The 21,284-nt window shown below is 39.4% G+C and carries 12 protein-coding genes, 1 tRNA gene, 3 rRNA genes and 4 pseudogenes; 2 read left to right on the forward strand and 18 right to left on the reverse strand.

Translation table 11 applies throughout. The features are described 5' to 3' along the window. The 5 genes and pseudogenes from L3081_RS01270 to trxA form a co-directional block, all read right to left on the reverse strand. A complete protein-coding gene (locus tag L3081_RS01270; protein WP_242282886.1) occupies positions 1 to 447 on the reverse strand; it encodes a GNAT family N-acetyltransferase in 447 nt (148 codons plus the stop codon). 39 nt (positions 448 to 486) lie between these two features. Then, positions 487 to 1,212, reverse strand: a complete 726-nt coding sequence (fre, locus tag L3081_RS01275) for an NAD(P)H-flavin reductase (protein ID WP_242282888.1) — start codon at positions 1,210 to 1,212, stop codon at positions 487 to 489. 16 nt (positions 1,213 to 1,228) lie between these two features. Beyond that, positions 1,229 to 2,725, reverse strand: a complete 1,497-nt coding sequence (gene ubiD, locus L3081_RS01280) for a 4-hydroxy-3-polyprenylbenzoate decarboxylase (RefSeq protein WP_242282890.1) — start codon at positions 2,723 to 2,725, stop codon at positions 1,229 to 1,231. A gap of 82 nt (positions 2,726 to 2,807) precedes the next feature. Beyond that, positions 2,808 to 4,066 (reverse strand): annotated as a pseudogene (gene rho / locus L3081_RS01285) (transcription termination factor Rho). A 299-nt stretch (positions 4,067 to 4,365) separates the two neighbouring features. Then, complete coding sequence (trxA, locus tag L3081_RS01290; RefSeq protein ID WP_242282892.1) at positions 4,366 to 4,692, reverse strand: thioredoxin TrxA; 327 nt, start codon at positions 4,690 to 4,692, stop codon at positions 4,366 to 4,368. A 170-nt stretch (positions 4,693 to 4,862) separates the two neighbouring features. Here trxA and rhlB point away from each other — a divergent pair. Further along, positions 4,863 to 6,129, forward strand: a pseudogene (gene rhlB, locus L3081_RS01295) (ATP-dependent RNA helicase RhlB). An 18-nt stretch (positions 6,130 to 6,147) separates the two neighbouring features. Beyond that, on the forward strand, positions 6,148 to 7,083 hold the full coding sequence (locus tag L3081_RS01300; RefSeq protein ID WP_242282894.1) for a Ppx/GppA phosphatase family protein: 936 nt from the start codon (positions 6,148 to 6,150) through the stop codon (positions 7,081 to 7,083). A 75-nt stretch (positions 7,084 to 7,158) separates the two neighbouring features. Here the strand turns inward: L3081_RS01300 and hemB are convergent. From hemB to L3081_RS01365, 13 genes and pseudogenes are all read right to left on the reverse strand, one after another. Further along, positions 7,159 to 8,201, reverse strand: a pseudogene (gene hemB / locus L3081_RS01305) (porphobilinogen synthase). A 10-nt stretch (positions 8,202 to 8,211) separates the two neighbouring features. Then, a complete protein-coding gene (locus L3081_RS01310) occupies positions 8,212 to 9,588 on the reverse strand; it encodes a sensor domain-containing diguanylate cyclase (RefSeq protein ID WP_242282896.1) in 1,377 nt (458 codons plus the stop codon). Then, a complete protein-coding gene (locus L3081_RS27820; RefSeq protein WP_242282898.1) occupies positions 9,554 to 10,030 on the reverse strand; it encodes a 7TM-DISM domain-containing protein in 477 nt (158 codons plus the stop codon). The genes L3081_RS01310 and L3081_RS27820 overlap by 35 nt, the downstream gene beginning before the upstream one ends. 124 nt (positions 10,031 to 10,154) lie before the next feature. Beyond that, positions 10,155 to 10,952 (reverse strand): annotated as a pseudogene (locus L3081_RS01320) (TatD family hydrolase). Continuing rightward, positions 10,952 to 11,383 (reverse strand): hypothetical protein, encoded by a 432-nt coding sequence (locus L3081_RS01325; RefSeq protein WP_242282900.1) that lies wholly within the window; start codon positions 11,381 to 11,383, stop codon positions 10,952 to 10,954. Before L3081_RS01325 ends, L3081_RS01320 begins: the two are co-directional and overlap by 1 nt. A gap of 14 nt (positions 11,384 to 11,397) precedes the next feature. After that, positions 11,398 to 12,246, reverse strand: coding sequence for a twin-arginine translocase subunit TatC (gene tatC / locus L3081_RS01330; protein WP_242282902.1), 849 nt, complete (start codon positions 12,244 to 12,246; stop codon positions 11,398 to 11,400). Then, on the reverse strand, positions 12,243 to 12,710 hold the full coding sequence (gene tatB, locus L3081_RS01335) for a Sec-independent protein translocase protein TatB (protein ID WP_242282904.1): 468 nt from the start codon (positions 12,708 to 12,710) through the stop codon (positions 12,243 to 12,245). The genes tatC and tatB overlap by 4 nt, the downstream gene beginning before the upstream one ends. Before the next feature lie 3 nt (positions 12,711 to 12,713). Beyond that, positions 12,714 to 12,962 carry a twin-arginine translocase TatA/TatE family subunit gene (tatA, locus tag L3081_RS01340; protein WP_242282906.1) on the reverse strand — a complete coding sequence of 83 codons (249 nt, stop codon included), beginning with the start codon at positions 12,960 to 12,962 and terminating at the stop codon, positions 12,714 to 12,716. Positions 12,963 to 13,102: 140 nt separating this feature from the next. Further along, complete coding sequence (locus L3081_RS01345) at positions 13,103 to 14,650, reverse strand: putative bifunctional diguanylate cyclase/phosphodiesterase (RefSeq protein WP_242282908.1); 1,548 nt, start codon at positions 14,648 to 14,650, stop codon at positions 13,103 to 13,105. Between the two features lie 430 nt (positions 14,651 to 15,080). Beyond that, a 5S ribosomal RNA gene (rrf, locus tag L3081_RS01350) occupies positions 15,081 to 15,195 on the reverse strand. Positions 15,196 to 15,373: 178 nt separating this feature from the next. Continuing rightward, positions 15,374 to 18,266, reverse strand: a 23S ribosomal RNA gene (locus L3081_RS01355). A gap of 680 nt (positions 18,267 to 18,946) precedes the next feature. Next, positions 18,947 to 19,023: transfer RNA gene (locus L3081_RS01360), tRNA-Ile, on the reverse strand. Positions 19,024 to 19,250: 227 nt separating this feature from the next. After that, a 16S ribosomal RNA gene (locus L3081_RS01365) occupies positions 19,251 to 20,787 on the reverse strand. The 16S, 23S and 5S rRNA genes sit together here with 1 tRNA gene alongside, the layout of an rRNA operon. Positions 20,788 to 21,284 lie beyond the last annotated feature (497 nt).

Genomic DNA, 21,284 nt, shown 5'->3' on the forward strand with positions numbered 1-21,284 from the left:
TCACAGCGCTTGATGATAAACATCAGGCGTCCATAATTGCATAAACATGGTAGGCTCCGTTAAGGGCGTAAAGCCATACTGTTCATATAAGCTATGTGCATCACGAGTAGCTAACATCATGCGCCGCAAACCTTGTAACTGGGGATGTTCAATAATGGTAGACATTAACCGTTTACTTAAGCCTTTACCACGGTGTTCTTCTAAAATATAAACATCAGCTAAGTAGGCAAAAGTAGCCTTATCTGTGATTAACCGAGCAAAACCCACTTGGCTTTCGTTACCTTTTTCATCACAAACCAACACACCGAAACACAAAGAGTTTTCTACCGCCTTTCCAACAACTTCTATAGGTACATTTTCTGCCCAATAAGAACGTGATAGATATTGATGTATAGCATCAATATCCGCCTTATTCTTGTCAGTGGTGATGCTATAGTCTATTTCCATTTCACCCCCTAAAAAACACTTAAAGCGTGTTCAAGATATTTAAATAAAGGCAAAAGCATCTGCATACATATGTTCTACTAACGCGCCATGCTCAATAAAATCACTTCTAATAAGACCTACCATATCAAAACGCCCGGCAAGATATATATCATAAGGCTCTAGGCTAATAATATCATGCATTACTGCTTGATGAACTAACCCTGTTTTTCCTTGCCAACCATCATTATTACTCGTATCTTCTGCCACATTTTCAATAACAGGAATAAAGTTAGCATGAGGTAACTTAGCGATCATTGCTGCTGTTTCTTCTAATTCATAAGCAGCTGATAACTCTCTTAAGCCCCAATACACCATAATATGGCGATGTGAATTCTGTTCTACTAAATATTCAAACATGGACTTAATATAAGAAAACCCTGTACCGCCGCCTAGCAATAACAGCGGGCGATCACTCTCTGTGCGTAATTGTGCAGTACCTAACGGAATTTCAATAGTTACAGGTTTATCTTCTGCTTGAGAGGCTATAATACGTTCAATCACTTGCATAGGATAGCTGTCAGCAATAAAAGCACCAATTTGTAATTCTATTAACTCACTATTAGGCGAACTTGCAATAGAAAATGGTCGTTTATCCTCATCATCCATAACAAAATTCAAATATTGACCGGCAATAAAATCGACTTTTTCACTCGGTTTTAACAACACTTTAAACACATGGGGTGTAAGCGATGTTAACGACATTATTTGACAACTAACTGTATTCATTTATTAACCTTACTCTTTAATTTTTTTCATCTGAGAAGATATTAAGTTCATCCCAAATATCATCAACTTGCTGTTTAATAGCTTCATTCATGACTATCGGCTCTCCCCATTCTCTATTCGTTTCACCTGGCCATTTATTGGTCGCGTCTAACCCCATTTTGGAGCCTAAACCCGACACTGGCGAAGCAAAATCTAAATAATCTATTGGTGTATTTTCAATTAATACCGTATCTCGGCTTGGGTCCATTCGGGTAGTCATTGCCCAAATCACATCTTCCCAACTTCGAGCGTTCACATCATCGTCACATACTATAACAAATTTAGTATACATAAATTGGCGTAAGAACGACCAAACCCCCATCATGACACGCTTAGCATGCCCGGCGTATTGCTTTTTAATGGTTACCACTGCTAAACGATAAGAACAGCCTTCTGGCGGTAAATAAAAATCTTGTATTTCGGGAAACTGTTTTTGTAAAATTGGTACAAAAACTTCATTTAACGCTACCCCTAAAATAGCCGGTTCGTCAGGTGGACGCCCCGTGTAAGTGCTATGGTATATAGGATCTTTACGCATGGTAATATGCGTCACCGTAAACACGGGAAACTCGTCTACTTCATTGTAATAACCTGTATGATCTCCATAAGGTCCTTCTGGTGCCATTTCTTCAGGATCTAAATAACCTTCTAAAATAATTTCAGCTGTTGCCGGTACTTCCAAATCATTACTTATGGACTTAGCAACTTCAGTTTTTGCACCACGCAATAACCCTGCAAAAGCATATTCTGATAAAGTATCGGGCACAGGGGTTACTGCACCCAAAATAGTTGCGGGATCAGCTCCTAAAGCAACTGACACAGGGTATTTTTCTCCGGGATTTGTTTTTTTAAATTCTTGAAAATCTAACGCACCACCTCGATGAGATAACCAACGCATAATCACTTTATTTTTAGATAAGACTTGCTGCCTGTATATCCCTAAGTTTTGCCGCTCTTTATATGGTCCTTTAGTGATTGTTAAACCCCAAGTAATAAGCGGTGCAACATCTCCAGGCCAACAAGTTTGAATTGGTAATTTAGATAAATCGACATCATTACCACTTAACACAACTTGCTGACATAATGGTTTTTTGACCATTTTAGTTGGCATGTTAAGTACTTGTTTATAAATAGGTAATTTACCTAACGCATCTCTAAAACCTTTTGGGGGTTCAGGCTCTTTTAACATGGCAAGCAATTTGCCAACATCACGCAAAGCCTTAACGTCATTTTGCCCCATGGCTAAAGCAACACGGCCAGGTGTACCAAAAAGATTAGTTAATACGGGTATATCATAAGGCTGTCCGCTTTCATCCACCGCATTTTCAAATAATAATCTTGGTCCTTTAGCGCGTAAAGTACGATCACTAATTTCAGTCATGGTAAGATGAGTCGAAACGGGGATAGTAATGCGTTTTAACTGCCCTGTTTTTTCTAATTGACTGATAAAATCTCTTAAATCATTATATTTCATAAATAGCATTACTTATTAAGCAAAACGGTTTAAAAACAAAAAAACCGGCCGGTACGACTGGTTCTAAATAAAGATTAAATGCTTACTTACGTTTCATTGAATCGAAAAATTCATCGTTAGTTTTCGACATCGCTAACTTATCAATAAGAAATTCAATTGCGCCAACTTCATCCATTTCATGGACAATCTTACGTAAAATCCACATTTTTTGTAACTCATCTGGCTTAGTAATTAATTCTTCACGACGCGTGCCACTACGATTAATATGGATAGCAGGGAAAACACGTTTTTCTGATACTTTACGCGACAGATGTAATTCCATATTACCTGTGCCTTTAAATTCTTCATAGATAACTTCATCCATTTTAGAACCGGTATCAACTAACGCTGTAGCAATAATAGTTAAACTACCACCTTCTTCAATATTACGTGCAGCACCAAAAAAACGTTTTGGACGATGTAATGCATTTGCATCAACACCACCTGTTAAGATTTTACCTGATGACGGCACTACCGTGTTATAGGCACGAGCTAATCGAGTAATAGAATCAAGTAAAATCACTACATCTTTCTTGTGTTCAACTAAACGTTTTGCTTTTTCTATCACCATTTCTGCTACTTGAACATGGCGACTGGTGGTTCATCAAACGTTGAAGCAACTACTTCACCTTTAACAAGGCGCTGCATTTCAGTTACTTCTTCAGGTCGCTCATCAATCAACAACACCATTAATTCTGCATCAGGGTGATTATAAGCAATGCTTTGTGCAATATTTTGTAATAATAATGTTTTACCTGCTTTTGGTGGCGCTACGATTAAACCACGCTGCCCCTTACCAATTGGCGAAGCTAAATCTAATATACGGGCAGTGATATCTTCAGTTGAACCATTACCACGTTCCATGGTGAATCGTTCATTTGGATGAATTGGTGTTAGGTTTTCAAATAAAATTTTATTACGAGAATTTTCTGGACGGTCAAAATTAACTTCAGTAACTTTTAACAAAGCAAAATAACGTTCCCCTTTTTTAGGAGAGCGAATTTTTCCTTGAATTGTATCGCCTGTACGCATGCTAAAACGGCGAATTTGGCTAGGAGAAACATAGATATCATCTGGGCCGGCTAAGTAAGAAGAGTCTGCGGAGCGTAAAAAGCCAAAACCATCCTGAAGAATTTCTAAAACACCGCCTCCGAAAATATCATTATCGTTTTCAGCATGTTTTTTTAATATTGCAAAAATTATATCTTGCTTACGTGTTCTAGCCAGGTTTTCTAACTTCATTTCTTCAGCTAGTTTAACCAATTCATTAACGGATTTTTCTTTTAGTTCGGTAAGGTTCATAGGGGGTTTCTTAAATTATTTTAAGTGATTACGTCTAAGGCGATTGCCGACGACAGTATATTTCAAATGTGTTTTATAACCTTCATATCAATATAATGTGGCTTATATGTAGCCAATAAAGACAGTAAGATAGGGATAAAGAGATGTTATTTTGTACTCAGGGCTTAAATTTAGCATTAAAAGCTTGACCACGTAAAGGCACTAGTCAAAATGTAAGCAAATATTTTTTACGGATTAAAAAATCAACAAAAAAGCCTGATAATTAATTCAGGCTTTTTTTATCTGTTCTGCGATAAAACTTACAGGTTTTTATCTAAAAATTCTTTCAATTGTGTTTTTGACAATGCACCTACTTTGGTATCAGCAAGTTCACCGTCTTTAAATAATAATAACGTAGGAATACCACGTACACCATATTTAGGCGGCGTATCAGAGTTTTGGTCAATATTTAACTTACCAACAGTGACTTTACCGTCATACTCTGTCGCAATATCGTCAAGCACTGGTGCTATCATTTTACAAGGACCACACCATTCAGCCCAAAAATCAACCAACACTAACCCAGATGCTTTTAACACATCAGCTTCAAAACTATCATCGGTTAGCTGAACAATTTTGTCATTCATCTTATTCTCCATCATTTGCGGCACTTAGGCCAATTTATTAATTACAACATTTATTGTCAATATAAAACAGTTATGGGGCTTTACTCTTTAAATATCAAGTTTGTTTCTATTATATTAATTACTAGACGCTAAAATTAGTTATTAAGCTACTATGATGTTAAGCTAGCGCCATGAAAAAAACACATTTAACAGAAACAAAATTCGCTGACTTAAATCTTGCCCCGCAAGTAGTGACCGGATTAGAAGCCATGGGCTTCGATTATTGTACGTCTATTCAGGCGAAATCCTTACCCGTCCTGCTTCAAGGTACTGACATTTCTTGGTCAAGCGCAAACAGGAGAAGGTAAAACCATTGCCTTTTTAGCCGCAACTTTCCACCATTTATTACAAAAAGAAGCACCAACGCATAATCAACCTAGAGCATTGATTATGGCACCCACACGTGAATTAGCAATTCAAATTCACCGAGATGCCCTTGAAATGTCTAAAAGCACTGGATTACGCCTTGGTGTCGTTTATGGTGGTGAAGGTTATGAAAGTCAACGCCTTGAATTAGAAACGGGTGTCGATATTTTAATTGGTACCTGCGGTCGTTTGCTTGATTACATGAAGCAAGGCGTATACAACATATCAAATCTTGAAGTCATTGTACTCGATGAAGCAGACCGAATGTTTGACCTAGGTTTTATTAAAGATATTCGTTATATGTTTAATAAAATGCCGCCGGCTACAAAACGTTTAAGCATGCTATTCTCGGCAACCTTATCATTTCGTGTGAAAGAGCTTGCTTTTGAGCATATGAATGATCCAATCAGTGTTGAGGTTGAACCAGACCAAAAAACCAACATCCGTATTAGTGAAGAACTTTTTTATCCATCTAACGAAGATAAAATGACACTATTGCAAACACTTATAGAAGAAGACTGGCCAGAAAAAGCGATTATTTTTGCTAATACTAAGCATGTTTGTGAAAAAGTATATGACCACCTTGTTGCTGATAAGTTACGCGTTGGTTTATTAACTGGTGATGTACCACAGAAAAAACGTTTGAAAATATTAGAACAATTTACCGAAGGTAGTATAGATTTTCTAGTGGCTACTGATGTTGCAGCTCGAGGATTACATATTCCCGCTGTTACCCATGTATTTAACTACGACTTACCTGATGATTGTGAAGATTATGTTCACCGTATCGGTCGTACTGGTCGCGGTGCCACAGGTCATGCTATCAGTTTAGCTTGTGAACAATATGTATTTAACCTTCCTGCAATTGAAGCTTATATAGAGCATGAACTGCCTGTAACAAAATACGAACATGATGCTTTACTTGAGGATTTACCTAAACCTAAACCTCGCCCGCGCCGACATAGACCTAATTCTGCGCGTTCTGGCGGTACTAGACAAGGCGGTAATAGCAATTATCGCGGTCGTCGTTAGTAGACAGTTCGTCGTCATATGATAAAGCTCAACGAAATACCACAGTACGGTGCTCACCATTATGCTGTGGTTGATCTAGGCTCTAATAGCTTTCATTTATCAATAGTCTGTTTACAGCAGAATAAGATTATCCCCGTTAACAAAGTTAAACGAAAAGTTCGCTTAGCTTCTGGCCTAAGTGAAGATAATGAACTTAGCAATGAAGCGATTGAGCGTGGACTTGATTGCTTAAAATTATTTGCCAAACACCTTGCGACTATTCCTCTGAGCAATATTTGTATTGTTGCAACTGCAACTCTACGACTTGCTAAAAACCGTAATGATTTTTTAAACAAAGCCAATAAAATACTTCCTGTAGAAATACAGCTGCTCTCTGGTAAACAGGAAGCGGAAACCATCTACAGTGGTGTCGCTTACACTTGTAATAGTGATTTAACACAAGAAAGACTAGTGATTGATATAGGCGGGGCCAGTACAGAATTAATTATAGGAAAAGGCTCTACAGCAAATAAAGCTGTTAGTTTGGATTTAGGTTGTGTTAGTTTTAGAGAAAAATATTTTGCTGATAAAAAACTCTCTTCACAGAATTTCACTTCGGCTATTAAAGCTGCATGCCATATCATTACACCTGTCAGGGCTGATTTTATTGCCCTTGGTTGGCAATCGGTGGTGGGAAGTTCTGGAACTATTCAAGCCTTAACAGAAATTCTTTCTTATCGTAATCAGAGTATCGTTATTACGCCTGATTTTTTACAAGAAATTAAACAAGCGCTTATTGAGTGTAAATCAATAGATCATGTTATTTTAGAAGGGTTAAGAGCTGATCGTACACCAGTATTAGCGAGCGGATTATGTATTTTAATTGCGCTATTTGATTGCTTAGAAATTAAAGAACTTAGATTATCCACAGGTGCCTTACGAGAGGGTTTATTACACAAGCTACTACCCATTTAGGCCGGCTTTAATACCAAATCTATTAAATTTAAATTAAGCCGAGTTCCAATGATGTGGAGCTCGGCACTTTTCTTATTACGCGTTATCTTCTTTCAACCATCTAGCAACTTGTTTAGCAAAATAAGTTAAAACACCATCAGCACCGGCTCGTTTAAAGGCAAGCAAACCTTCCATCACACAAGGTCTCTCTGCCAACCAACCATTTTGAATTGCAGCCATATGCATAGCATATTCGCCACTCACTTGATATGCATAGGTAGGCACTTGAAAAGTGTCTTTAACACGACGTACTACATCTAAATACGGCATACCTGGTTTTACCATAACCATATCTGCCCCTTCAGCAATGTCTTGAGCCACTTCGTGTAACGCTTCATTACTATTAGCAGGATCCATTTGATATGTGTGTTTGTTACCACCTTTAATATTACCCGCAGAGCCAACAGCATCACGAAATGGACCATAATAATTAGACGCATACTTTGCTGAATAAGCTAAAATTTTGGTGTTTACAAAACCATTGGCTTCCGCTTCTCTGATGGCTCCTACTCGACCATCCATCATGTCAGAGGGAGCAACAATATCTGCACCTGCTTGTGCATGAGATAACGCTTGCTTTACTAGAATATCTTTAGTTACTTCATTTAATACATAACCCTCTGGGCCCGCTTTATTTTCATCACTTTCGCTTAAAATACCATCTTGTCCATGAGTAGTAAAAGGATCGAGAGCGACATCAGTAATTACAGCTAACTGCGGAAATTTAGCCTTTAATGCTTTAACAGCGCGTTGTGCTAGACCTTCAGGATTATATGCTTCTTCTGCCATTAGTGATTTTTTATCATTAGGTGTGACCGGAAATAGCGCAATGGCGGAACGCCTAGCTCAACCAGTTCTTGCGCTTCTTCAAGTAATAAATCAATACTTTTTCTCTCTATACCTGGCATTGAGAGGATAGTTTCTCGCTGATTTTCCCCTTCTAAGACAAATACCGGGTAAATTAAATCATTGACGGTGATCTGATTTTCGGCCATTAATCGACGAGTGCAATCATCTTTACGCATACGGCGCATACGACGTGCAGGATATTGTCCTATGATATTACTGTTATTGTTCATTACTATATTCCTAGAATTTTGTGTTATTTGTACTTTCAATACTTACTTCGCCTACCTGACTACGATTTCGGCCGTCATGTTTTGCTTGATAAAGTGCTTTATCTGCACTGAAAAATATTTGCTCTACCGACACATTATCTTGTTGGTGATACGTAAAAATACCATTGCTAATCGTTAATGGAATAGATATATCCTTGTAGAGACAAGCCTGTTTAGCAATGTTATTTCGTAATGATTCTGCCAAGACTAATGCACCTTTTTCATCGGTATCAGGTAAAATCAAACAAAACTCTTCCCCGCCATAACGAAAAGCCATATCTGAGCTGCGTTTTAAACTTTGCTTTATATGCTCACTAAGCCATGAAATACAACGGTCTCCGCCTAAATGTCCATATGTATCATTAACCTTTTTAAAGTGATCAATATCTATTAACACTAAACTTAACGGCGTTAAATTTCGTTTACTTCTACGGTATTCTGCTAGAATTTTTTGATCATAAAAACGACGATTAAATAACCCTGTTAATTCATCAAGTGTATTTTTTTGTTCAAGCTCTTGATTTACTTCTTCTAATTCTTGTAAAGCAATATTGAGTTCTAACGTTCTCTCTTGAACACGGTTTTCCAATTCTTCTTGGTTTTGTAATTTCAATCTTAGCAGCTCCTCCTGTGCCCGTTCAGAGGCAATGGCATTTTGTAGAGCTTGACGTTGCGCTGTTTGTTTATCGATTAATTGATAACGATATTGACGACTTAAAATAAAAGTCATCAATAAGCAATTAAGCCAAAATAGAACACCATAAAATATATCTCTATAGGCAATAAAGCCTATATCAAACCAGTTTACACAAGCTATAACTACTACAGCCAGAATAAATTGGACTGCCATAGCAAATGTAAAAAGTAACGCTAGCCTGCTTCCCTGTCTCCGTAAATAAAGCCCCAAAACAATTAGCGAAAAATTTGCTGAAGCATAAATAGCCATACTAATCGCTATGTTATCCGCAATAGTAAGCTGAAGACTCAGTGGTATATAGAATAATAAACACCATAAACAAACACGAATTATTTGGTAAATACCATAAAACCTAATTTTTAAATTAAAAAGTTGAGAGGTAAACACAAACAAAAAAATAGCTGAAACTGATACGAGTATAGGAATCTCAATACCAATTAATTTTACTGAAGAGGGTAACAAGTAATATATATTAAAACCAAGCATCGCTGAAAGCATCAGAGTGTTACTTAAAAAATACCCAAAAAGAATCAAAATAGGTTTATTACCTGTTGCAAAGAATAACAACATAAAAGCAATAGATAGACAAAACAGCCCCCCTATCGCAATACCTTGTCTAAACTGAAGTGTGTTCGGCTTTAATATATTCATTTGCTGAGTATATATTGACAGATGAACGCAACTGGCTAGCACTTTCAATTGTTACATACAGAGTCAACTGAGACATTGCTGACACTGTGATTTTAGCGCTTCTATTATTGCTTCGCTGCAAATGCATCGCTTGTTGAACAAGATTATTGTGTATATCAAGGGTAAAGAGTTCAACTTTACTCATACGTACTTGATTCGCTATATCTATGACCACTTGCTGTGAGAAAGCCTGTTGATTAACCAAATTGAATGTAAACCAATTTTTACCTGGCATAATTAATAAATCACCATTGGTCAAAGAAACATCTTTCCATTTAAAATTTAGTAAATCTCTGACTTTAATTGTGGTTTTTTGCTCTGACTCGTTCAGAAGATGATGTAAATAATGAACAACTAATTGCTTATCTTGATCTATTATATAAGTAGGGCTTTCAGCTTTCACTTGTGTGATAGGCATTATAAAAAAAATACAACTAAACAAGCATAAAACTTGTATCGTCTTTAATATTTGGTGAAAAAATTAACCATAGTTAATACTTAGTTCAAACCTTAGTAAGTGTGACGAATTAAGTGGGTAAATTAAATGCTTTTTGAGCGTTTAGAGTAGTTTGACAAGCAATGTCGTTAGGGTCAAGAGCTGTTATGTCAGCAATTTTTTCGACAATATAAGGTAAATAACTTGGTTCGTTACGGTTACTCTTCGGCTTAGGGGTAATTGTTCTCGGGGTTAAATAAGGCGCGTCTGTCTCAATTAATAAACGGTTTAAAGGAATGTTGCCAACAATATCTTGCAGCATTTGCCCCCTTCTCTCATCACATATCCATCCAGTAATGCCTATATACATTCCCACATCAATACATTGCTCAGCTCCTCTCTATTCCCCGTAAAACAATGGGAAACCATTTGCCGGAACTTGGTCTACAAAAGGTTTTAATAGTTCAAACCAATCCGTAAATGCATCACGCTGATGTAGGAATAATGGCATACCTAGTTGTGTTGCTAGTTGAATTTGCGCCTTGAATACTTTTACTTGTTGCTCGGCTGATGAAAAATTTCTATTGAAATCTAAACCGCACTCGCCAATAGCTTTCACAAAGGGTTGTTTAGCTAATAGCGCTAAATCTGATAAATAATTATCGCAAACACCATCAGCATCATGAGGATGAACTCCGGCAGTCGCAAACAAAGCATTAGGGAACTGTGACTGATAATTTTGGCACAACATCAAGGCTTGTTTACTTTCTTCCACGTTAGTGCCGGTAATAATTAGCTGTTCTACCCCTATTTTTTTCGCACGAACAATCAGTTCCGTTCGATCTTTATCAAAACGTTTATTGGTTAGGTTAACCCCAATATCAATCACTATTTAAGCCGCTTAACTCTGATACTACGCTGACTACCTTCTACAAACAAATATACGGAACCCAAACTTCCCTTTAGTAAACGTATATCATTCCCAACTTTTAAATTTAATCTTGATGTATCTGTTTGTTGCCATTTCTGGCCATTTTTTAAAGAGATCACCCACTGACCCCTTAATAATTTTTGTAACTTACTAATTGTCCCTGTAATACTAACAAGTTCTATGTCATCTCCAGTTTTTTTAATATCTTCTTTGGAAAAGTCTGCTATTTTTTGAGCTTCTTCTCGTTTAGCCTGTTTTATTTGGGAAACTAATTTATCGCTTTCCTGTTCTGTTGTTAAATTTACAACTGTGTTACTTGCTAATTTATCAAAACAAGTCAAGCGTTCACCATCATTTGAAATCTTTGGTACACATTGATAATCTATCAACTAATTTTGCCGAGTTACTCGCATACGTATCTACCGATACTAGTAAAATAAAAGTAATAACTATTGTTACTATTTTGATATTCATATTTCATTTTTTCTAATTCTTCATCTTCTTTGTGATACAAAGAAGCGATAATAATTCCCAACTCAAATAAGATCAGCATAGGTATGGCAAGCATAGATTGAGAAATGATATCAGGAGGAGTAAGTAACATACCGACAACAAAGGCACCAACAACGACATACGGACGTTTTTCTCGCAGACTATTTGGGCTAGTAACGCCAGTCCAACATAGTAATATTATCGCGATAGGGATTTCGAAGGCTGCGCCAAAAGCAAAAAACAATTTTAATACAAAATCAAGATAACTACTAATATCAGTCGCAATTACAACACCTTCAGGTGCTACTGAAGTAAAAAAAGCAAATACGACAGGGAAAACTAAAAAATAAGCAAAGGCAATACCACCATAAAAAAGCAATGTTGACCCGAGCATTAAAGGTGCAATTAATTTCTTTTCATTACGATATAATCCTGGAGCAATAAAAGACCAAATTTGATACAAAATATGAGGCATTGCTATAAAAATCGAAAGCACTATGGTTAACTTAAAAGGTGCAAAAAAAGGAGAGGCAACATCGGTTGCAATCATTTGTGAACCAGAAGGCATAGTCTGAAGTAAAGGTTGCGCCAAATACTGATAGATATCTTGCGCAAAGTAAACCAAACTACAAAACACTAAGATAACGCCTAATACTGCACGCAATAAACGAGATCTTAATTCGAGTAGATGATCAAAAAGTGTTACACTTTTTTGTGTAGCTTCCGAGGATGTCTGATTCGATTGATTAGTTGAATTCATTTGTCTTTAACATTGTTGTCTATAACATCAGTATCATTTATTTGAGAATGATCTAAATTGTCATTATTCAGTTCTTGTTCATTATCCTCCAATGCAGATGCCCCTTTCTGGGTAACCTTTGAATTAGCAAGTGAAGTAGATATCATCGAATCTAAAGCTGTTCTATCTACCTTTTTGAATGGTTCATTAACCATCGCTGTAGCTTCTTGTAAGGATTTAACAGATTCTGCTACTTCAGGTGAAAGATTTGCCATATTCCCTTGCTCTGCCTTTTTCAAATTAGCATGCAATTCGTGAATTCTCAGCTCTTCGGACAGTTCCGCTTTTACTGTATCGCTAAACTTTCGCGCGCCAGTTATCCAACCTCTTACAGTTCTTACAGCAACAGGTAAACGTTCAGGACCTAATACAACTAGCCCCATAACACCAATCAGCATTAGCTCCCAAAAACCTATATCAAACATTAGTTATGCCTGACTATTTTCTTTATGGCTTTCTTTTTTACTTGCTTCGGTTGCTGCAGCTGATTTATCTGCCAAAGAATCTGCACTACCTTCTGATTTTGTTTCTGATTCTTTATCATCAGTTACTGCATTTTTGAAACCTTTAATTGCCGAGCCTAAATCGCCCCCAAGATTACGTAATTTTTTAGTGCCAAATAATAAAACAATAATAAGTGCAACAATTAATAATTGCCAAATACCAATACCACCCATAACAAGCTCCTATAAACAATTTAACAGCAGTATACACCGAAACTAATTGAGTAAACGAGTAAAACCCTATATTGTTTTAAAAAATTATGAGCTAAGACAAATTTTATGAAATGCTAATACACCTTTGTGAATAAGTACCATTAGGCACAACTCTTTGTTTTACTAATTGATAAGCCTTTTTGAAGTTTCTCAGGTTTACTTATATGGTAACCCTGCCCAAAATCACAGCCTACAGAATGTAATTTTTTCTTAACGTTTTCACTTTCAATTCCTTCTGCAACTAATCGATATCCGTATTGTTCTCCTAGATCATGTAACGCTTTTACTAAGGGCAAATTCCTATCACTATTTGTTAAAGTACGAATAAACCCACGATCTAACTTTATAAACTCAAACGGGTAATTATGTAGAAAATTAAAAGACGAAACGCCTGATGCGTAATCATCTAAGGCTAATTTGACCCCGATACTTTTTAATTTACGTAAGCCTTTGAGAGAAAGCTCTTCATGTTGAGAAAAAGCAGTTTCATTAAACTCTAAAATAAGCCTTTGAGGTTCAAAGTCTTGATCATTTATCAAAGCAACAAGCTTATTAAGTTGATTAGCTTGTGTTAAATGTCTACCCGATAAATTAATGGCAATAAAAGCATGTCGGTTGTCTGGATCATTTTTTAATTCCTGTAACTGTCTGGCTACTTCTTCAACAACCCAGGTTTCGATTGTCAGAATAATTCCTGTTTCTTCTGCAAGATGCAAAAAATGGCTTGGGGTTAACAAACCTTTTTTTGGATGATTCCACCGAAGCAGAGCTTCAAAACCAATAATTTTTTTACAACTTAAATCTGATATTTTTTGGTAATGTAGTTCAAACTGATCTTGTTCTATCCCTATTCTTAACTCTTGTTCTAAGGTCATCGTTGCAAGGAGTTTATCTCGCATACTATCATCAAAAAAAACAAAACGACCGCGTCCTAAACTCTTTGCTTGATACATTGCGGCGTCTGCGTCACGTAATACTTCATCAGAATTTTGATAATGTTCATTACACAAGGCAATACCAATACTAGCACTGGAATACAGAGTGTTACTCTCAATTAAATAGGGTTTTTCTATACTGCTTATAATACGGTTAGCAACATCCTCAACATTTTCAGATTGCAGCGAATCTAACAAAATAACAAATTCATCGCCCCCAAGACGAGCTAAAACATCATTATCTCGTACACAAGCATTAAGCCTAGTTGCAATTTCAACAAGAAAAGTATCACCTGCGTGATGCCCTAATGTATCATTTATAATCTTAAATCTATCAAGATCGATAAATAACACCGCAAAGCGTTGGTCGGGGTGGCGTTTTAAGTGACTGATAGCATGACTTAACCTATCTGAAAACATTGCACGGTTAGGGAGCTTAGTTAATGAATCATGATGAGCATCAAAATAAAGCTGTTGCTCTGCTTTAACTCTTTCAGCTATTTGCAAACGTAAATTGGTGTTCGCTGTTTCAAGTTCATGAGTTCGTTCTTCGACAAGTGCTTCGAGTTCTGATTTGTAGCCACGTCTCAAATCTTCATTGAAAGCATTTGCTCGCTTAAGCTGTTCATTTGCTGAATATAAATCTTGTAATAATATTTGTACTTCAGCATGTTCAGTTGCGTTGTTATTTAGACAATTTATCCTTGGTTCCATCAAGGTTCCCATTTATATACATCAAACTCAAACAAGGAGCTATTGATATAATTTATTATTAGTATTATTTTTGAGCAAGTAGTGTAACAAAAATTAATCAAGTGGCTAGTACTAAATGACCTATTTACATAATTTTTTTAATTCCCAAACAGCACAAAGCACGTCACTTATGTAACAGGCTTCTCCCTTATACTTTTAATAAAAGAAGTTTAGCAATGTACTACGCTCACCTAAAGAGAAGAACACCCACACGCTTTGCACCATCCGGCGCTACTGCGTTTCACTTCTGGGCGCCGCGGCAGTATGTGCGAATAGAGTCAGGTGGTGCCACTGCGCTATTGTTACTGTTGTGCTATTGTCGTTAATTTTATTTTTAAATTTCATACAGCAAAAAGCCCGACTCTTTCGAATCGGGCTTCTCTTAATAGAAGTTTAGCAATGTCCTACTCTCACATGGGAACTCCCACACTACCATCGGCGCTACTGCGTTTCACTTCTGAGTTCGGAATGGAGTCAGGTGGTACCACAGCGCTATTGTCGCTAAACAAAAACTTTTTAATCACTCAACTTACGTTGGTAATTAGCAATCTTGGAAAACACTTAAGCAAGAATATTCTTACCTACGATATAAATACATTTATTCATTCAAGTCTCACGTGCGTGATGTTGCTATTCTCATAGCCTTTATTTGTCAGTCTTCACACAAAACCACTTGGGTGTTGTATGGTTAAGCCTCACGGGTAATTAGTATCAGTTAGCTCAAGGCCTTACAACCCTTACACACCTGACCTATCAACGTTGTAGTCTCCAACGACCCTTTAGGGAGCTTAAAGCTCCAGTGAGAACTCATCTCAAAGCCTGCTTCCCGCTTAGATGCTTTCAGCGGTTATCAGTTCCGAACGTAGCTACCGGGCAATGCCATTGGCATGACAACCCGAACACCAGTGGTTCGTCCACTCCGGTCCTCTCGTACTAGGAGCAGCCCTCTTCAATTCTCAAACGCCCACGGCAGATAGGGACCGAACTGTCTCACGACGTTCTAAACCCAGCTCGCGTACCACTTTAAATGGCGAACAGCCATACCCTTGGGACCGACTTCAGCCCCAGGATGTGATGAGCCGACATCGAGGTGCCAAACACCGCCGTCGATATGAACTCTTGGGCGGTATCAGCCTGTTATCCCCGGAGTACCTTTTATCCGTTGAGCGATGGCCCTTCCATACAGAACCACCGGATCACTATGACCTACTTTCGTACCTGCTCGACGTGTCTGTCTCGCAGTTAAGTCGGCTTATGCCATTGCACTAACCGTATGATGTCCGACCATACTTAGCCAACCTTCGTGCTCCTCCGTTACTCTTTGGGAGGAGACCGCCCCAGTCAAACTACCCACCAGACAGTGTCCCCAAGCCCGATCAGGGCCCTAGGTTAGAACATCACGCATACAAGGGTGGTATTTCAAGGTTGACTCCACTCCATCTGGCGACGAAGTTTCAAAGTCTCCCACCTATCCTACACATGTAGGAGCAATGTTCACTGTCAAGCTATAGTAAAGGTTCACGGGGTCTTTCCGTCTAGCCGCGGGTATACGGCATCTTAACCGCAAATTCAATTTCACTGAGTCTCGGGTGGAGACAGTGTGGCCATGATTACGCCATTCGTGCAGGTCGGAACTTACCCGACAAGGAATTTCGCTACCTTAGGACCGTTATAGTTACGGCCGCCGTTTACCGGGGCTTCGATCATGAGCTTCGTCCGAAAACTAACCCAATCAATTAACCTTCCGGCACCGGGCAGGCGTCACACCGTATACGTCATCTTTCGATTTTGCACAGTGCTGTGTTTTTAATAAACAGTTCGACCACCTGGTTACTTCGACCCTCCATCGCTTAGGAAGTAAATTCCATCACCATTGAGGGCGTACCTTCTCCCGAAGTTACGGTACTATTTTGCCTAGTTCCTTCACCCGAGTTCTCTCAAGCGCCTTAGTATTCTCTACCTAACCACCTGTGTCGGTTTGGGGTACGGTTCCTATATATCTGAAGCTTAGAAGCTTTTCCTGGAAGTATGGCATCAATGACTTCAACTCCTTGGAGTCTCGTCTCGTGTCTCAGCCTTAAGGGAGTCCGGATTTACCTAAACTCCCGACCTACGCACTTTCACACAGATTACCAACACTGTGCTCACCTAGCCTGCTCCGTCCCTCCTTCGCAATATATAGAAGTACAGAAATATTAATCTGTTTCCCATCGACTACGCGTTTCCGCCTCGCCTTAGGGGCCGACTTACCCTGCCCTGATTAACATGGGACAGGAAACCTTGGTCTTTCGGCGGGGGAGTTTTTCACTCCCCTTATCGTTACTCATGTCAGCATTCGCACTTGTGATACCTCCAAAGAAACTTCTCAATTCACCTTCAACGGCTTACACAACGCTCCCCTACCACTCATAATAAATTATGAATCCGCAGCTTCGGTGACTAGTTTAGCCCCGTTACATCTTCCGCGCAGACCGACTCGACTAGTGAGCTATTACGCTTTCTTTAAAGGGTGGCTGCTTCTAAGCCAACCTCCTAGCTGTCTATGCCTTTCCACATCGTTTCCCACTTAACTAGTACTTTGGGACCTTAGTCGGCGGTCTGGGTTGTTTCCCTCTTCACAACGGACGTTAGCACCCGCAGTGTGTCTCCCGGATATCACTCACTGGTATTCGGAGTTTGCAAAGGGTTGGTAAGTCGGGATGACCCCCTAGCCTTAACAGTGCTCTACCCCCAGTGGTGTCCATCCGAGGCTCTACCTAAATAGATTTCGGGGAGAACCACTATCTCCCGGCTTGATTAGCCTTTCACTCCGACCCACAAGTCATCACCGCATTTTTCAACATACGTGTGTTCGGTCCTCCAGTTGATGTTACTCAACCTTCAACCTGCCCATGGGTAGATCGCCGGGTTTCGGGTCTATACCCTGCAACTAAACGCGCAGTTAACACTCGCTTTCGCTACGGCTCCCCTAATCGGTTAACCTTGCTACAGAATATAAGTCGCTGACCCATTATACAAAAGGTACGCAGTCACCAAACTAAATTTGGCTCCCACTGCTTGTACGTATGCGGTTTCAGGTTCTATTTCACTCCCCTCACAGGGGTTCTTTTCGCCTTTCCCTCACGGTACTGGTTCACTATCGGTCAGTTAGTAGTATTTAGCCTTGGAGGATGGTCCCCCCATATTCAGACAAAGTTTCACGTGCTCCGTCCTACTCGATTTCACTTAAAGGTTGCTTTAGTGTACGGGACTATCACCCTGTATCGTGGTCCTTTCCAGAACCTTCCACTAGCGCCCAATAAGCTTAAGGGCTGATTCGCGTTCGCTCGCCGCTACTAACGAAATCTCGGTTGATTTCTTTTCCTCGGGGTACTTAGATGTTTCAGTTCTCCCGGTTCGCCTCATTAAGCTATGTATTCACTTAATGATACCTGCCTTATGACAGGTGGGTTTCCCCATTCGGAAATCGTTGGCTATAATGGTTTTTATCACCTTACCAACGCTTATCGCAGATTAACACGTCCTTCATCGCCTCTAACTGCCAAGGCATCCACCACATACGCTTAGTCACTTAACCATACAACCCCAAATTGTTTCATTGTCTTTTGATTGTTATACTGTGTTGCTTACGTGTTTGCGTAGAAGAAACTACACGTCACAAATAAGCGTCTTGTCTAACAAGCAAAAATCCTGCGAAAAATCATTTTTCTTATAATAAGAGAAAAGACATTTCAAACATTTTAGACTACTCGGTGACTAAACCGAGTTAATTGTAAAGTCTGACATTTTCACGCACTTCACTTCATTTATTGCTAAATAAAAGTGATGAGTTACTTGAATAAGAGCTCATAACATTTGTTTAAAAACAAACGTTAAAAACAATTTGATAAGACATTCGAGGAGAACGCCTTATCACCATTACTTACCCACGATATTGGATAAATAACAGCTTGATATTTATAGTTATGCGAGCAACAGCGCGACACCGTGCTTGCCCTATAAATATCGGTATTTATATCAGCTTTCCAGATTGTTAAAGAACTCATCTCTTAGTCGCATTCGCTAAGAAATTTGGTTTAAAAAACCAAATTTAAAGTGTCATAAAAAGCGTAAATATATTTACCCCTACAACCGTTTAAATTTGGTCTCTTTCTTTTGTGAAGAAGTTAAATACAATTCAAGTTAGACAAGGCATTTAATAGCGAAGCTTAGTCTTTTCTAAGCGAGTTATTAAATAACGCGGTATAACGAAGAATTTGGTAGGTCTGGGCAGACTTGAACTGCCGACCTCACCCTTATCAGGGGTGCGCTCTAACCGGCTGAGCTACAGACCTATTTTACGCTTGTCCTTTTACTTAATTTCATCGTTGTACTCGTTATTTGCTTGTCATTACCAGACGGTAACTTCAACGCTCATACCTCGCACGCCTTGAACTAAAGTAAAATTACTTCGCCTAAACGATCTGAAACTAACATTAAGAACTTCTTCATTTTCGTCATCATACAATTTGTGTGAACACTCGTGAATCCGAGGATTCCATTAATCGTTTTTACTTCAAGATAAGGAGGTGATCCAACCCCAGGTTCCCCTAGGGTTACCTTGTTACGACTTCACCCCAGTCATGAAACACAAAGTGGTGACCGTCCTCCCGAAGGTTAAACTAGCCACTTCTTTTGCATCCCACTCCCATGGTGTGACGGGCGGTGTGTACAAGGCCCGGGAACGTATTCACCGTAGCATTCTGATCTACGATTACTAGCGATTCCGACTTCATGGAGTCGAGTTGCAGACTCCAATCCGGACTACGACAAGCTTTGTGGGATTCGCTCCACCTCGCGGTATTGCTGCCCTCTGTACCTGCCATTGTAGCACGTGTGTAGCCCATCCCGTAAGGGCCATGATGACTTGACGTCGTCCCCACCTTCCTCCGGTTTATCACCGGCAGTCTCCTTAGAGTTCCCGACTTAACTCGGCAAATAAGGATAGGGGTTGCGCTCGTTGCGGGACTTAACCCAACATTTCACAACACGAGCTGACGACAGCCATGCAGCACCTGTCACAGAGTTCCCGAAGGCACAAGTCTATCTCTAGTCTCTTCTCTGGATGTCAAGGGATGGTAAGGTTCTTCGCGTTGCATCGAATTAAACCACATGCTCCACCGCTTGTGCGGGCCCCCGTCAATTCATTTGAGTTTTAACCTTGCGGCCGTACTCCCCAGGCGGTCAACTTAGTGCGTTAGCTGCGCCACTCACGGTTCAAGACCACAAACGGCTAGTTGACATCGTTTACGGCGTGGACTACCAGGGTATCTAATCCTGTTCGCTCCCCACGCTTTCGTTCCTCAGCGTCAGTATCTGTCCAGGTGGCCGCCTTCGCCACTGATGTTCCTTCCAATCTCTACGCATTTCACCGCTACACTGGAAATTCCACCACCCTCTACAGTACTCTAGTTGACCAGTTCAAAATGCAGTTCCAAGGTTGAGCCCTGGGCTTTCACATCTTGCTTAATCAACCGCCTACGAACGCTTTACGCCCAGTAATTCCGATTAACGCTTGCACCCCTCGTATTACCGCGGCTGCCGGCACGAAGTTAGCCGGTGCTTCTTCTGTAAGTAACGTCACAGAATGCAGTTATTAACTACATCCCTTTCCTCCTTACTGAAAGTGCTTTACAACCCGAAGGCCTTCTTCACACACGCGGCATGGCTGCATCAGGCTTTCGCCCATTGTGCAATATTCCCCACTGCTGCCTCCCGTAGGAGTCTGGGCCGTGTCTCAGTCCCAGTGTGGCTGATCATCCTCTCAAACCGGCTAGAGATCGTCGCCTTGGTGAGCCATTACCTCACCAACTAGCTAATCTCACTTGGGCTAATCAAATGGCGAGAGGTCCGAAGATCCCCCCTTTGGTCCGTAGACGTTATGCGGTATTAGCAGTCGTTTCCAACTGTTGTCCCCCACCATAAGGCATATTCCCAAGCATTACTCACCCGTCCGCCGCTCGTCATCTTCTAGCAAGCTAGAAATGTTACCGCTCGACTTGCATGTGTTAAGCCTGCCGCCGGCGTTCAATCTGAGCCATGATCAAACTCTTCAATTAAAAATCGTTTGTGTAACCTCACCCTTTTTACCGAAGTAATAATGATGTGTTACTGCTCAATGAATTCTGTCGTGATACTTACTTAGCTTATAAAAGCCAAAGTAAATATCGCATTACATATATAAGTATTACCTTTCCGAAGAAAAGTATTCATTTATGTGAACATCATTCATTAAAGCGTTTTTTTGTTCTCGCTAATAAAAGCTAAAGAACTATGTAAAAACAAGTTAATGTGAGTATCCACACAAATTGCATGATAACTAATTGTTAAAGAACATCTTCTTAAGAAGATAAGTAAGAATCGCATTCGTTCGTTACTTTGGAATTAACCTTTGCTTCGTTGCTGTTGCCCCGAAGCAGGATGCGTATCATACGCTTCCGAGTTTTGATGTCAACGTTTTTTTGAATTTATTTAAAAGTTTTTTTAAACTTCCAAGCTTTTCATTTTAAAACGTTAAGTTAACTTGTTTACTTAAATAAGTAGCGAGATAACTTAT

It is taken from the genome of Colwellia maritima (assembly GCF_022669015.1).
Lineage (GTDB): Bacteria > Pseudomonadota > Gammaproteobacteria > Enterobacterales > Alteromonadaceae > Colwellia > Colwellia maritima.

Bases quoted from the DNA above. Each gene is read 5' to 3' on its own strand.
- L3081_RS01300 (WP_242282894.1), top strand. From the start codon at position 6,148: ATGATAAAGCTCAACGAAATACCACAGTACGGTGCTCACCATTATGCT.
- L3081_RS01310 (WP_242282896.1), bottom strand. From the start codon at position 9,588: ATGAATATATTAAAGCCGAACACACTTCAGTTTAGACAAGGTATTGCG.
- trxA (WP_242282892.1), bottom strand. From the start codon at position 4,692: ATGAATGACAAAATTGTTCAGCTAACCGATGATAGTTTTGAAGCTGAT.
- L3081_RS01270 (WP_242282886.1), bottom strand. From the start codon at position 447: ATGGAAATAGACTATAGCATCACCACTGACAAGAATAAGGCGGATATT.
- tatB (WP_242282904.1), bottom strand. From the start codon at position 12,710: ATGTTTGATATAGGTTTTTGGGAGCTAATGCTGATTGGTGTTATGGGG.
- L3081_RS01345 (WP_242282908.1), bottom strand. From the start codon at position 14,650: ATGGAACCAAGGATAAATTGTCTAAATAACAACGCAACTGAACATGCT.
- tatA (WP_242282906.1), bottom strand. From the start codon at position 12,962: ATGGGTGGTATTGGTATTTGGCAATTATTAATTGTTGCACTTATTATT.
- fre (WP_242282888.1), bottom strand. From the start codon at position 1,212: ATGAATACAGTTAGTTGTCAAATAATGTCGTTAACATCGCTTACACCC.
- ubiD (WP_242282890.1), bottom strand. From the start codon at position 2,725: ATGAAATATAATGATTTAAGAGATTTTATCAGTCAATTAGAAAAAACA.
- tatC (WP_242282902.1), bottom strand. From the start codon at position 12,246: ATGAATTCAACTAATCAATCGAATCAGACATCCTCGGAAGCTACACAA.